Below are 14407 nucleotides of genomic sequence, written 5' to 3'. Positions count from 1 at the left end.
TACCTGTCGGCATCTGCACAGGAGTTTTACGACTGTGCGGCAGGGGGACACGGGGAGGGCAACTGGACGCCGCAACGGCGTCGGCTGTCCGGTCCCTGACGCCCCCACTGCAATGGCTAGCCTGAAATCTGCACCACCCAAGCGCAACTGACCGCGGTGGCGGGGCCCTTCGCCTGAGGCGAATACCGATGGGCGACCGATACACACCGCCTGAGTCCTGGAGAAGGCGAGGACTTGAGCATGGCATCCACCTCCGCCCGCAAGAATGAGGGCCTTGGCCGTCGCGACGTGATCAAGCGGTCTGCCGCACTCGGTCTGATCACCGTTCCGACAATGAGCTTCCTGTCGGCCTGTGCGAGTAGCGACAGCGGCACGGACGACTCGGTCAAGAAGGGCAAGACCAGCGCGAAGAACCCGCTGGGCGTCAACGAGACGGCCGCGCTCGACGTGGTCATCTTCGACGGCGGCTTCGGCCAGCAGTACGCGATCGACGCCGAGAAGCAGTACAACGCGTCCTTCCCGAAGGTGAAGGTCAAGCACACCGCGACGCAGAAGATCCAGTCGCAGCTCCAGCCCCGCTTCAACGGCGGCACCCCGCCGGACCTGATCGACAACTCGGGCGCCGAGCAGATGGACATGGGCGTCCTCGTCGGCAAGAAGCAGCTGGCCGACCTGACCCCGCTGATGGACGCCCCGTCCTTCGACGACCCGTCCAAGAAGGTCCGCGACACCCTGCGCCCGGGTGTGCTGGAGATGGGCCAGTTCGACGGTGATCCGGTCTGGATCATGAACTACGCCTACACCGTCTACGGGGTCTGGTACTCGCAGACCGCGCTCGAGGGACTCGACGCCGAGTACCCCGAGAACTGGGACGACATGCTCGCGCTCTGCGCGAAGGCGAAGAAGAAGGGCATCGCCGGCTGGACGTACGCGGGCAAGTACCCGTACTACCTGCCGTTCTCGCTCTACCCCTTCATCGGCAAGATCGGTGGCCGCGAGGTCCTCGACAAGATCGACAACCTTGAGCCGAACGCCTGGAAGGACCCCGCCGTCAAGGCGGCGTTCGAGGCGTACTACGAGCTGTACAAGAAGGGGTACATCCTCAAGGGCACCCCGGGCCTGACCCACATCCAGTCGCAGACCGAGTGGACCAAGGGCAAGGCCCTCTTCATCCCGAACGGCTCGTGGGTGGAGAACGAGGCGGCGCCGACCACGCCCAAGGACTTCAAGATGATGGTCGGGGCGCCGTCCAGCCTGGACTCGTCCGACAAGCTGCCGTTCGGCACCATCTGGGCCGCCGGCGGCGAGCCCTTCATCGTGCCCGCGAAGGCGAAGAACAAGGAGGGCGGAATGGAGCAGCTGCGTATCATGCTCTCCGAGGCGTCCTCGAAGAACTTCACCAAGCAGGTCAAGTCCCTGAGCGCCTTCAACGGCGGCACCGACGGCCTGACCCTCTCCACCGCTCTGCAGGCCGGTGTCGACGCCCTCACCAAGGCCGGCGACAACGTGGTGAACCCCCGTCTGCAGGACTGGTACGGCAAGCTCCAGAAGGAGCAGATCGGCACGGCGGGCATCGGCGAGATGATGGCAGGGCGGCTGACCCCGGCCGAGGCCATCAAGAAGATCCAGGCCTACGCGGACGCCGCGGCCAAGGACCAGTCCATCAAGCACTACAAGCACCAGTGAGCAACCGTCACCAGCGGCAGCACCCGCGGAAAGATCGGGGTCGGTAAACGATGCAGCACGGCAAGTACCGGTTCATTGTGGGATTCCTGGTAGTCCCACTGGCGTTGTACGCGGTCTTCGTCATGTGGCCGTTCATCCAGGCCATCTACTACTCGTTCACGGACTGGACCGGTCTGAGCTCGGACTTCAAGATGGTCGGCTTCGACAACTACACCAGGATGCTGAAGGACGACATCTTCTGGAAGTCGCTGCAGCACAGCGTGCTGCTCGTGCTGCTGCTGCCGCTGGTGACGTTGGGCCTGGCGCTCTTCTTCGCCTTCATGCTCAATGTCGGGGGCCGGCGGCGGAAGAACGCCGCGGTCTCCGGTGTGCGGGGTTCGGCGTTCTACAAGATCGCCTACTTCTTCCCGCAGGTGCTCTCGATCGTCATCGTCGCGCTTCTCTTCCAGTTCGCATTCAACCCGCGCAGCGGAATGCTGAATTCGGGCCTGAAGGGAATCGGACTCGACTCCATCCAGCCCGACTGGCTGGGTGATCCGAGTCTGGCGCTCATCTGCGTCATGATGGTGCTGGTCTGGTCGACGGTAGGTTTCTTCGTCGTCCTCTTCTCCGCCGGAATGGCGTCCATTCCGAAGGACTTCTACGAGGCGGCGCTCCTGGACGGGGCAAGCCGCGTCACGACGTTCTTCAAGATCACCCTGCCGCTGCTCTGGGACACCGTGCAGTCCGGGTGGGTCTACATGGGCATCCTGGCGCTCGGGGTCGAGGCGTTCACGGCCGTACAGGTCATGACCGTCGGCCCCGGCGGCCCCGACTACTCGACCTCGGTCCTGCCGCTGTACGTCTACCAGACGGCGTTCCGTGACGGTCAGGCCGGATATGCGACGACCATCGGTGTCGGACTGCTCATCATCACCCTGGCGTTCGCCGCCATCGTGATGCGACTGGGCCGGCGCGAGCGGCTGGAGTTCTGATGCTGAGCCTCCCGGGACGCGTTGCCCGGATCCCCAGCAGGCAAGGAAGCCCGGTCCCGGCGGCCGGCTCGACAGTACGAGGTGAGCACACGTGAAGGCCACTGAAACCCCACCCGTGGTCACGGTGACGGAACCGGCCCCCGTGTCCAAGACGCCCGCCCCGGCCGGCGGCAAGGAGAAGAGCAGCGAGGGCAAGGTCCTCAACGTCTTCTCCCACGGCGTGCTGATCATCTGGGCGTTCCTGGTGGTCATGCCGCTCCTCTGGGCGATCATGGCCTCGTTCAAGACCGACGACTCGATCCTGTCGACGCCGTGGGCGCTGCCGGACAAGCTTCACTTCGAGAACTGGTCGCGCGCCTGGAGTCAGGCGCATATGAGCGATTACTTCTTCAACACAATCGTCGTGGTGGGCGGTTCGCTCATCGGTACGCTGCTGCTCGGCTCGATGGCGGCGTACGTACTGGCGAGGTTCGACTTCCCGGGCAACCGCTTCATCTACTACCTGTTCATCGGCGGGATGAGCTTCCCGATCATCCTGGCGCTGGTCCCGCTGTTCTTCGTGATGAACAACATGGGGATGCTGAACACGCGGCACGGGCTGATCCTGGTCTACATCGCGTACTCGCTGCCGTTCACCGTCTTCTTCCTCACCTCCTTCTTCCGGACGCTGCCCAGCTCCGTGGCGGAGGCGGCGATGCTGGACGGGGCCTCGCACACCCGGACGTTCTTCCAGGTGATGCTGCCCATGGCGAAGCCCGGCCTGATCAGCGTCGGTATCTTCAACTTCCTCGGACAGTGGAACCAGTACCTGCTGCCGACCGTGCTGAACACCGATCCGAAGTACCGGGTGCTCTCCCAGGGCCTGGTCGAACTGGCCAACGGGCAGGGCTACAAGGGCGACTGGTCCGGGCTCTTCGCCGGTCTGGTGATGGCGATGCTCCCGGTCCTCGCGGCCTACATCATCTTCCAGCGCCAGGTCGTCGCGGGTCTGACCGCGGGTGCGGTGAAGTAACCCTCCCGAGCTCCGCAGACGCAACCGAACCGCCCGCCGGCCCTCATGCCGGCGGGCGGTTCGTCTGTGTAAGGGGGAGTTCGCAGCCGCCGTCGTGCGAGGGTCCGGTGCTCATCCGAGGCTTCGACTGCTCAAGGTCTTGACGGGGAGTACCCCAAAACGCTCAGCTTAGGGTTCACATGTTGGAGAATATGGCAGGAGTGAGTGAGTCGATGGAGACTCCGGGGTCGCAGACATCTCTGCATCGCGCCAACCTTGAGCGGGTAGTGCGCGCCGTACGTATGGCGGGTTCGCTCACCCAGGCGGAGATCGCCAGGAGCACGGGCCTCTCCGCGGCCACCGTCTCCAATATCGTTCGCGAACTGAAAGAGGGCGGCACCGTCGAGGTGACGCCCACCTCGGCGGGCGGCCGCCGGGCCCGCAGCGTCTCGCTCAGCGGGGACGCGGGCATCGTCATCGGTGTCGATTTCGGACATACGCACTTGCGGGTGGCGGTCGGCAACCTGGCCCACCAGGTGCTCGCCGAGGAGTCCGAGCCGCTGGACGTGGACGCCTCGTCGGCCGACGGCTTCGGACGGGCGGAACAGCTGGTCAACCGGCTGATCGAGACGACCGGGATCAGTCCCGGCAAGGTGATCGGGGTCGGCCTCGGTGTACCCGGCCCGATCGACGTCGAGTCCGGCACGCTGGGCTCCACGTCGATCCTGCCGGGCTGGACGGGCATCAACCCCAGGGAAGAGCTGGCCGGACGCCTCGGGGTGCCGGTGTACGTCGACAACGACGCCAACCTCGGGGCGCTGGGCGAGCTGGTCTGGGGGAGCGGCCGCGGGGTCAGGGACCTGGCGTACATCAAGGTCGCGAGCGGTGTCGGTGCCGGTCTGGTCATCGACGGGCACATCTACCGGGGCCCCGGCGGCACGGCCGGCGAGATCGGCCACATCACCCTCGACGAGTCGGGCCCTGTCTGCCGCTGCGGCAACCGGGGATGCCTGGAGACGTTCACCGCCGCGCGGTACGTGCTGCCCCTGCTCCAGCCCAGCCACGGCCCCGATCTGACCATGGAGCGGGTGGTCCAGCTGGCCCGCGAGGGCGACCCGGGCTGCCGCCGGGTGATCGGGGACGTCGGGCGGCACGTGGGCAGCGGGGTGGCCAACCTCTGCAACCTGCTCAACCCCAGCCGGGTGGTGCTCGGCGGTTCGCTCGCGGAGGCGGGCGAGCTGGTCCTCGGGCCCATCCGCGACTCGGTGGCGCGCTACTCCATCCCCAGCGCCGCACGGCAGCTCTCGGTGCTCCCCGGAGCCCTCGGCGGACGGGCCGAGGTGTTGGGCGCACTCGCCCTCGTCCTGAGCGAAATGGGCGATTCGACCCTTTTGGAGAGCACGCTTCCCACTGCGACACCTGCCTTCACTTAGATAACGAATGGCACCGTTGTCATCTCGTTAAGGATTTACTCCTTGACGTCGCTGTCGAGGCCGAGTTGACTTCCAGCCACCTCGGCCGCAACGCTGCGGCCTCGTCAGGGAGGCACACCCGCAATGAACGCAATGACGCGACGCATCGTCATAGGCACGGCCGCAGTTTCCATGGCCGTCTCCCTCGCAGCCTGTGGCAAGGCCGGCGACGACAAGAAGGACTCGGCGGACTCGGGCAGCAAGACCAAGATCGGTCTGCTGCTCCCGGAGAACAAGACCGCTCGCTACGAGACGCTGGACAAGCCGCTGTTCATCGAAGCGGTCAAGAAGGACTGCGCGGACTGCGAGGTTGTCTACAACAACGCGGCCGGTGACGTCGGCCAGCAGAAGCAGCAGTTCGAGCAGCAGATAGCCGACGGCATCAAGGTCATCGCCATCTCCTCGGTCGACGCCGAGAAGTCCGCCGCGTGGGTTGCCGACGCACACAAGAAGGGCGTCAAGGTCGTCGCGTACGACCGCGCCATCGTCGGTGCCGACGCCTACGTCAGCCACGACAACGAGAAGATCGGCAAGCTCCAGGGCCAGGCCGTCCTCGACGCGCTCGGCTCGAAGGCGGCAGGCGCCAACCTCGTCATGATCAACGGTGACGAGAAGGACCCGAACGCCGGCCTGTTCAAGAAGGGCGCTCACGCGTCCCTCGACGGCAAGATCAAGATTGCCTACGAGGCGTCCGGCGAGTGGGACCCGAAGATCGCCGGCGAGAAGATGACCGCCGCGATCTCCTCGGTCGGCAAGGGCAAGATCGACGCCGTCTACTCCGCCAACGACGGCATGGCGGGCGGCATCATCACGTCCCTGGACAACGCCGGTATCAAGGACATCCCGGTGGGTGGCCAGGACGCCGAGCTCCCCGGTATCCAGCGGATCATCGCCGGTACGCAGACCTTCACGATCTACAAGTCGCCGAAGCAGCTCGCCCCGGCGGCCGCCCAGTTCGCCGTCAACCTGCTCCAGGGCAAGGACATCGGCGCCCAGGGCAAGACGGACGGCGTTCCGTCCACGCTGCTCGAGCCGACCGTCGTGAACAAGGACAACATCGAGTCCACCGTGGTCAAGGACGGCATCTACAAGGCCTCCGCGATCTGCGTCAAGGACATCGCCTCCAAGTGCACCGCACTGGGCATCAAGTAGTCCCTCCTCGCGCCAGGGCCGACAGGCCCTGGCGCGCGCGGGTGTGAACGCGCCGCACGGCCGAGTCCGCCCGCCCCATGACTGTCCGGCCCCGGTCGGCCCACACCCCGCTGCCGCCCGGGTGCCGGACATTCTTCCCCCAGTACTTCCAGTACGTCGACGCTGCCCCTCGTGGCGCGGCGTCTCCGCCGGTCAGGCGGCACATCCCCGCCGGTCAGGCGGCGAAGGAGATGGTTCACGTGTCACAGACGCCCGTGCTGGCGTTGCGTGGGGTCTTCAAGCGATTCGGAGCGGTCCAGGTCCTCTCCGGTGTCGATCTCGAAGTCCACGCCGGAGAAGTGGTCGCCCTGGTCGGCGACAACGGTGCAGGAAAGTCCACGCTGGTCAAGACGATCGCCGGCGTGCACCCCATCGATGAGGGCGTCATCGAGTGGGAGGGCGAGAAGGTGGACATCAACCGTCCGCACGACGCCCAGAACCTCGGCGTCGCCACCGTCTACCAGGACCTCGCGCTCTGCGACAACCTGGATGTCGTCGCCAACCTCTTCCTCGGTCGCGAGATCAAGAAGGGCGGCGTCCTCGACGAGGTCGCCATGGAGAAGCGGGCTCAGGACCTCCTGTCCACGCTCTCCATCCGCATCCCCAGCGTCCGTATCCCGGTCGCCGCGCTCTCCGGTGGCCAGCGTCAGGTCGTGGCCATCGCCCGTGCCCTGGTCGGCAACCCCAAGATCGTGATCCTGGACGAGCCCACCGCAGCCCTCGGCGTCGAGCAGACCGCGCAGGTCCTCGACCTGGTGGAGCGGCTGCGCGAGCAGAACCTCGGCGTCATCCTCATCAGCCACAACATGGCCGACGTGAAGGCTGTCGCCGACAAGGTCGCCGTGCTGCGACTCGGCCACAACAACGGCATCTTCCCTGTGGCGACGACCAGCCACGAAGAAATCATCGCCGCTATCACGGGCGCCACGGACAACGCCGTGACCCGTCGCAAGTCCCGCAGCGCGGAGGCATCCAAGTGAGCAAGATCAGCAAGACTTCGGCCGAGATCCCGGCCCAGGCAGAGGCCACGGAGGCTCCCGCAGCAGCGGCCGGCGCAGTCAGGGTCGTCGACCCCCGCCTGCTCGTCCGTGAGCAGGGCTTCAAGGGCTACTGGACCGAGTTCAAGCGCAAGGTCCGCTCGGGCGAGATCGGCTCGCTGCCTGTCGTGGTGGGCCTGATCATCATCGGGATCGTCTTCCAGCTCGAGACCGGCAACTTCCTCACCTCGTACAACCTCGACCAGATCACGCTGTACGCGGCGGGCCCCGGCATCATGGCCGTGGGCATCGTCTTCGTCCTGCTGCTCGGCGAGATCGACCTCGCGGTCGGTTCCGTCGCGGGTCTCGCGGGTGCGGTCTGGGCCGTGGTCGGCACGGACATACCCGACTCCCTCGCCATCGTGGTCGGCATCCTGTCCGGCACGGTCATCGGCGCCTTCCACGGCATCGTCTTCGCCAAGATCGGCGTGCCCGCGTTCGTCGTGACGCTGGCAGGCTTCCTGGGCTGGGCCGGTCTGCAGACCTGGGTGATGGGCGACAAGTCCACCATCACCACCCCGCTCGGCAGCTTCGTCCGCGACCTGACCAGCTACTACTTCGCCGACGTCGCCGCCGCCTACGGTCTCGCCGTGTTCGTGATCGTCGCCTTCTACCTCGCGCAACTGCGCGACTCGCGCCGCCGCAAGGCCGCAGAGCTGCCACACCGCCCGCAGAGCGAGGTCATCCTGCGCACCGGGCTGCTCGCCGTCCTGTGCCTCCTCGCCGCGTACGCGTTCAACCAGGAGCAGGGCCTCCCGCTCTCCCTGGTGATCTTCCTCGCGATCCTGGTCATCACCGACTTCGTTCTGCGCCGCACCACCTACGGCCGTCAGATCTTCGCGGTCGGCGGTGGCATCGAGGCAGCGCGTCGTGCCGGTATCAACGTGTCCTGGATCCGCATCTCGGTGTTCATGATCTCCGGCACGCTCGGTGCGGTCGGCGGTCTCTTCCTGGCCTCCGCGACCGGCGGCGCCGACCGTTCGCTCGGTGGCGGCAACCAGCTCATGATGTGCATCGCCGCAGCCGTCATCGGCGGTACGTCCCTGTTCGGCGGACGCGGCAAGGTCTGGTCCGCGCTGCTGGGCATCCTGGTCATCCAGTCGATCGTCCAGGGCCTCAACCAGATGAACCTGTCGTCGAACGCGATCCAGTACATGATCACCGGTGGAGTACTCCTCATCGCTGTGATCATCGACTCGGTCTCCCGCAAGACCCAGAAGTCCGCCGGCCGCGCCTAGTCACTACGGCCGGCCGTAGGCCGTAGTACCGGCCACGCCTAGTCACGCCGGCCGGCCGCAGTACCGGCCGCGCCCGCAGACACCGCCACGCCGGACAGTGCCCGGCGCCCCCTCACAGGGCGCCGGGCACTGTCGCGTACCGGCGCGGAAGGGGGCGCAGTGGGGCAGCACACCCCCGCCCGATGCCCGCGGCGCCTGGCGGAACATTAGACTCGGCGGATCGGCATGCTCGACCAGCACAATCGCAAGGAGGCACGGTGACACAGCCGCGCGAAGCGCGTCATGCACGGGCGGTGGTGGGCGACGGATGGGATCTGCTGACCCGCATCGGCGGACCGCGTGACCTGGACCGGCTCACCCCCGAGCAGCTGGAGCAGCTCGCCGAAGAGATCCGGACCTTCCTCGTCGACGCCGTCTCCAAGACCGGCGGACACCTCGGACCCAACCTGGGCGTGGTCGAGCTGACCATCGCCCTGCACCGGGTCTTCGACTCGCCGAAGGACAAGGTCCTCTTCGACACCGGCCATCAGAGCTATGTGCACAAGCTCCTCACCGGCCGCCAGGACTTCTCGAAGCTCAAGAGCAAGGGCGGCCTCTCCGGCTACCCCTCACGTGCCGAGTCCGAGCACGACATCATCGAGAACTCGCACGCCTCCACGGTGCTCGGCTGGGCCGACGGCCTCGCCAAGGCCAACGAGGTGCTCGGCCGCCCCGACCACGTCGTCGCGGTCATCGGTGACGGCGCGCTGACCGGCGGCATGGCCTGGGAGGCGCTGAACAACATCGCAGCCGCCAAGGACCGCCCGCTCGTCATCGTCGTCAACGACAACGAGCGCTCCTACGCCCCGACGATCGGCGGCCTGGCCAACCACCTCGCCACGCTCCGGACGACCGACGGCTACGAGCGCTTCCTCGCCCGCGGCAAGGACATCCTGGAGCGCACCCCCGTCGTCGGCAGGCCGTTGTACGAGACGCTGCACGGCGCCAAGAAGGGCCTGAAGGACTTCATCGCCCCGCAGGGCATGTTCGAGGACCTCGGCCTGAAGTACGTCGGCCCGATCGACGGCCACGACCTGGAGGCACTGGAGTCCGCGCTCCAGCGCGCCAAGCGCTTCGGCGGCCCCGTCATCGTGCACTGCCTCACCGAGAAGGGCCGCGGTTACACCCCGGCGCTGCTCGACGAGGCCGACCGCTTCCACGCCGTCGGCAAGATCCACCCCGACACCGGGCTGCCCGTCGCCACCTCCGGCCTCGACTGGACCTCCGTCTTCGGCGAGGAGATGGTCAAGCTCGGCAAGGAGCGCAAGGACATCGTCGCGATCACCGCGGCCATGCTCCAGCCGGTCGGCCTGACCAAGTTCGAGAAGGCGTTCCCGGACCGGATCTACGACGTGGGTATCGCCGAACAGCACGCCGCGGTCTCCGCGGCCGGGCTGGCCACCGGCGGGCTGCACCCCGTCTTCGCGGTGTACGCCACCTTCCTCAACCGCGCCTTCGACCAGGTCCTGATGGACGTCGCCCTGCACAAGTGCGGCGTGACCTTCGTCCTGGACCGGGCCGGGGTCACCGGTACGGACGGCGCCTCGCACAACGGCATGTGGGACATGTCGATCCTGCAGTGCGTACCGACGCTCCGGATCGCCGCCCCGCGCGACGCCGACCAGGTCCGCGCCCAGCTGCGCGAGGCCGTCGCGGTCGACGACGCCCCGACGGTCGTCCGCTTCTCCAAGGGCGCGGTCGGCCCGTCGGTCAAGGCCGTCGCCACGGTCGGCGGCATGGACGTGCTCCGCGAGCCCGGCACCTCCCGGCCCGACGTCCTGCTCGTCTCCATCGGCGCACTCGCCCCGATGTGCCTGGAGATCGCCGACCTGCTCGACGCGCAGGGCATCTCGACCACGGTCGTGGACCCGCGCTGGGTCAAGCCCGTCGACGAGGCCATGGCCCCGCTCGCCGCGCAGCACCGCGTCGTCGTCACCGTCGAGGACAACAGCCGGGCCGGCGGCGTCGGCTCCGCGGTCGCCCAGGCGCTGCGCGACGCCGACGTCGACGTACCGCTGCGCGACTTCGGCATCCCGCCGGTCTTCCTGGACCACGCCTCCCGCAAGGAGGTGATGGCCGAGATCGGGCTGACCGCACCGGACATCGCCCGCCAGGTCACCGGTCTGGTCGCCAAGCTCGACGGCCGCTACGAGACGGACGCGGAGAGCCGCTCCGTGGTCGAGCCCGCAAGGGACTGACTGATCCCGGAGCCGTCCCGTCGGACCGACGGGACGCGAGGGTACGCCGATTGGGCCGGTCGCCCACCCTGTACGGGTGGTCCGACCGGCCCATTCGCGTGAAATCCCGCCCGGCGGCGCGTGCTGCGGGGAGCAGGGTCCGAATCATGGCGTGCACGACGAGTGCGTGGAGGTACGCCGGTGAGCACGCAGCAGGACCTGCCCCCCAGCCGGGACGGGCTGTTCAGGACCAAGACGGTCGAACAGTCCATCCGTGACACCGAGGAGCCGGAGCACGGCCTCAAGAAGTCCCTCTCCGCCATGGACCTCACGGTCTTCGGCGTGGGTGTCATCATCGGCACCGGCATCTTCGTGCTCACCGGAAAGGTGGCCAAGGAGACCGCCGGGCCCGCCACCGCGATCGCCTTCGTGGTCGCGGGCGTCGTCTGCGCGCTGGCCGCGCTCTGTTACGCGGAGTTCGCCTCCACCGTCCCGGTGGCCGGCTCGGCGTACACGTTCTCGTACGCCTCGCTCGGCGAACTGATCGCCTGGATCATCGGCTGGGACCTGGTGCTGGAGTTCGCGCTGGGCACGGCGGTGGTGGCGGTCGGCTGGTCCGGCTACGTCCGCTCGCTGATGGACAACGCCGGCTGGGCCCTGCCGGACGTGCTCTCCGGACCCGATGTGGCGGACGGATTCGGCTTCGACATCCTGGCCTTCGCCCTGGTCCTCGTGCTGACCGTCATCCTGGTGCTCGGCATGAAGCTCTCCGCACGGGTCACGACGGTGGTGGTCTTCATCAAGGTCGCCGTGGTGCTGATCGTGATCATCGCGGGGCTCTTCTTCATCGACACCGCGAACTACTCGCCCTTCATCCCCGAGGCCCAGCCACAGCCCTCCGGCTCCGGCCTGGACGCCCCGCTCGTCCAGCTGATCTTCGGCTACGCCCCCACCAACTTCGGCGTCATGGGCATCTTCACCGCCGCCTCGGTCGTCTTCTTCGCCTTCATCGGCTTCGACGTCGTGGCCACGGCCGCCGAGGAGACCAAGCTCCCGCAGCGCGACATGCCGCGCGGCATCATGGCCTCGCTCCTGATCTGCACGGTGCTGTACGTCGCCGTATCGGTCGTGGTCACCGGCATGCAGCACTACACCGAGCTGTCCGTGAGCGCCCCGCTCGCCGACGCGTTCAAGGCCGTCGGGCACCCCTTCTACGCGGGGATCATCAGCTTCGGCGCCGCGGTCGGGCTCACCGTGGTCTGCATGATCCTGCTGCTCGGCCAGACCCGGGTGTTCTTCGCGATGAGCCGTGACGGCCTGCTCCCGCGGTTCTTCTCGAAGACGCACCCGCGGTTCCACACCCCGTACCGCCCGACCATCCTGCTCGGCGTGATCATCGCGATCGTCGCCGGCGTCACCAGCATCAACGAGCTCGCGACGCTGGTGAACATCGGCACGCTCTTCGCCTTCGTGGTCGTCGCCCTGGGCGTCATCGTCCTGCGCCGCACCCGCCCCGACCTGCACCGGGCGTTCCGCACGCCGTGGGTCCCGCTGCTGCCGATCGTCTCGGTGGCCGCTTCGGTCTGGCTGATGCTCAATCTGCCCGCGGAGACCTGGCTGCGGTTCGGCATCTGGATGGTCATCGGCGTGGTCATCTACTTCGCCTACGGCCGCAAGCACAGCCGGGTGAACCGCACGACGAAGTAACCGGCAGAGCCGGTCCTGCCGCCGCATTCGGTGGGCGCGGGGCCGGCCAACAGGCCACCGGGGCAAGGGGGTTGTGAAGAGTGAATCATGCTTGACGGCATGGTTGCACCGGTCAATAATATTCTTCAACGATCAATATCGTTCGACTCGTGGAGACGTTCACTCGCCAAAGGCGGCCCGTTGGGGGAGGGTTCGCCATTGTTCTTCGTTCGGCTCTTTCCGAGCTTCGGGCGCTGGTCCGCAAATCAGCCTTCTGGTGCAGTCCTTGACTGGGCGTGCGCTCTTTGGCGCGCGCAAAACGGTCTCCACGAGCGCCGTCATGCAGTGCGATTGAGGAGCAGGAATGAACATCCAGCGTAAGCTCACCGCCGGGGCGATATCCGTGGCAGCGATTGCCTGTGCAGTCCTCGGCGCCTCGCCGGCGTCGGCTACGGGGCAGGGCTCCTGTGATGACACGGTCGACGCCTGCCTGTACTACAACTCCAACTACGCCGGACCCAAGTACGGGGACAGCAGAGGCAGCACGAGCTCCGTGCACAACTACAGCGGAACCTTCAGCAATGGATACGCCGTCAAGAACAACGCGGCCTCGGTGAAGAACCTCAACTTCAACTACAACGTCAGAATCTACTACAACTCGAACTTCGGTGGTCCGAGCCAGCTCATCAAGCGGGACACCAGCGCGAACCTGAACGCGACGCTGAAGAACAACAACGCCTCGCAGTGCTTCGACACCTTCAACGTCTGCCCGGTCAACTAAGGGCTGTCCCGAAATCCCTGGCGGGGTACCCATGGCAGCGATGCCTCCGCGCCGACAGGCGCGGAGGCATCGCTGCCTTTGTGTTCGGAGAAGGGAGACGGACATGGTTCCGGTCAGATCGGCCCGGCTGTCCGCCGCGCTCGTGTGCGCGCTGGTAGTGGGGCTCACCACCGGCTGCGCAGAGTCGGCGCACGAGGTTCCGGTACGCGTCGCGGAATCCCCGCGGGCGTCCGGCGCATCGGCCGATGGCGACGTCACCCACCGCAGACTTCCGGTGGAGGACTACTTGCTGAGCCCGACCGAGAACGACCGGGTCGAACGTGCTCGTTCAGCATTGATCGGCACGTGCATGAAGCGCTTCGGATTCGACTTCACGCCGAACACCCCGGACTACAAGAAGATGTCGGGTCAGGTAAGCAACCGATACGGCCCCACCGATACGAAGACCGCCGCCGCGCACGGATACCACCCGGATCAGCCACGGATGGGAGCGAGAGAAGCGGACGCCCAGAAAGCTCTGTCGAAGGATATGAAGCGCGTCCTGGGCGGCAGTGTCGATTCTTCGGGGAAGGCGTCGCCCCGAACCAAGGAGAGCTACCGGGGGATTCGCATACCGAAGGATGGCTGTTCGGGCGATTCGGACCGCAGACTTACTGCAGGCGGAGGCCTGATCCAGGATGACGCGGCTGCCATTGCGGTGAATTTCGAGAGCTTCGAGAAGTCCGCGGCCGACCCTCGGGTCAAGAAGGTCTTCGCTGAATGGTCGACCTGCATGAAGGAGAAGAAGTTCTCCTATGCGACACCCCTGGAAGCGATCAATGACCAACGCTGGAGAACCGACGAGCCGTCCGTTCCCGAAATCGCCACGGCGGTCGCGGAGGTCGAGTGCAAGCAGCGATACGACGTCGTAGGTGTCTGGTTCTCCGTCGAGTCCTCGTACCAGCGGGCGGACATCAAGGCGAAGGCGAAGCGCATGGCGAGGGTCCGGAAGGGAATCGACGTCGCGTTCAGGAACGCCGCCGCAGTAGTCGGTGAATGAGACCGTCGAATGAGAAGGGCGATCACGGCTGCGGGCCGTGGCCTACGCGGACCGGATACCGGTTTCTCGTACACCACAGACCGCAGCCGTGATCGC

Annotated in this window: 11 protein-coding genes; all 11 read left to right on the top strand. The window is 66.7% G+C overall.

Translation table 11 applies throughout. The annotated features are described in order from the left end of the window. The first annotated feature begins 240 nt into the window (after positions 1-240). Positions 241-1686 (top strand): N-acetylglucosamine/diacetylchitobiose ABC transporter substrate-binding protein, encoded by a 1446-nt coding sequence (gene ngcE, locus LNW71_RS04445; protein ID WP_250967028.1) that lies wholly within the window; start codon positions 241-243, stop codon positions 1684-1686. A gap of 50 nt (positions 1687-1736) precedes the next feature. After that, positions 1737-2660 carry a carbohydrate ABC transporter permease gene (locus LNW71_RS04440; RefSeq protein ID WP_250967027.1) on the top strand — a complete coding sequence of 308 codons (924 nt, stop codon included), beginning with the start codon at positions 1737-1739 and terminating at the stop codon, positions 2658-2660. A gap of 91 nt (positions 2661-2751) precedes the next feature. Continuing rightward, positions 2752-3672: a carbohydrate ABC transporter permease gene (locus LNW71_RS04435; RefSeq protein WP_374119341.1), complete on the top strand. Its 921-nt coding sequence runs from the start codon at positions 2752-2754 to the stop codon at positions 3670-3672. A gap of 212 nt (positions 3673-3884) precedes the next feature. Further along, positions 3885-5084, top strand: a complete 1200-nt coding sequence (locus tag LNW71_RS04430; protein ID WP_250967026.1) for an ROK family transcriptional regulator — start codon at positions 3885-3887, stop codon at positions 5082-5084. A 123-nt stretch (positions 5085-5207) separates the two neighbouring features. Further along, positions 5208-6275: a sugar ABC transporter substrate-binding protein gene (locus LNW71_RS04425; protein WP_374119340.1), complete on the top strand. Its 1068-nt coding sequence runs from the start codon at positions 5208-5210 to the stop codon at positions 6273-6275. A 230-nt stretch (positions 6276-6505) separates the two neighbouring features. Continuing rightward, positions 6506-7294 (top strand): ATP-binding cassette domain-containing protein, encoded by a 789-nt coding sequence (locus LNW71_RS04420; RefSeq protein ID WP_250967024.1) that lies wholly within the window; start codon positions 6506-6508, stop codon positions 7292-7294. After that, complete coding sequence (locus LNW71_RS04415) at positions 7291-8589, top strand: sugar ABC transporter permease (protein WP_250967023.1); 1299 nt, start codon at positions 7291-7293, stop codon at positions 8587-8589. Before LNW71_RS04420 ends, LNW71_RS04415 begins: the two co-directional genes overlap by 4 nt. 257 nt (positions 8590-8846) lie before the next feature. Then, a complete protein-coding gene (gene dxs / locus LNW71_RS04410; RefSeq protein ID WP_374119339.1) occupies positions 8847-10826 on the top strand; it encodes a 1-deoxy-D-xylulose-5-phosphate synthase in 1980 nt (659 codons plus the stop codon). Positions 10827-11006: 180 nt separating this feature from the next. Further along, entirely contained in the window at positions 11007-12512 is a 1506-nt protein-coding gene (locus LNW71_RS04405; RefSeq protein WP_250967022.1) for an amino acid permease, read from the top strand. Between the two features lie 343 nt (positions 12513-12855). Continuing rightward, on the top strand, positions 12856-13272 hold the full coding sequence (locus LNW71_RS04400; RefSeq protein WP_250967021.1) for a peptidase inhibitor family I36 protein: 417 nt from the start codon (positions 12856-12858) through the stop codon (positions 13270-13272). Positions 13273-13375: 103 nt separating this feature from the next. Further along, positions 13376-14311: a hypothetical protein gene (locus LNW71_RS04395; RefSeq protein ID WP_250967020.1), complete on the top strand. Its 936-nt coding sequence runs from the start codon at positions 13376-13378 to the stop codon at positions 14309-14311. The last annotated feature ends 96 nt before the right edge of the window (positions 14312-14407 follow it).

This window comes from Streptomyces sp. RKAG290 (assembly GCF_023701695.1).
Taxonomy (GTDB): Bacteria; Actinomycetota; Actinomycetes; order Streptomycetales; family Streptomycetaceae; genus Streptomyces.
The sequence above is the reverse complement of the archived record's forward strand: the minus strand, read 5'-3'. Positions and strand labels throughout refer to the sequence as shown.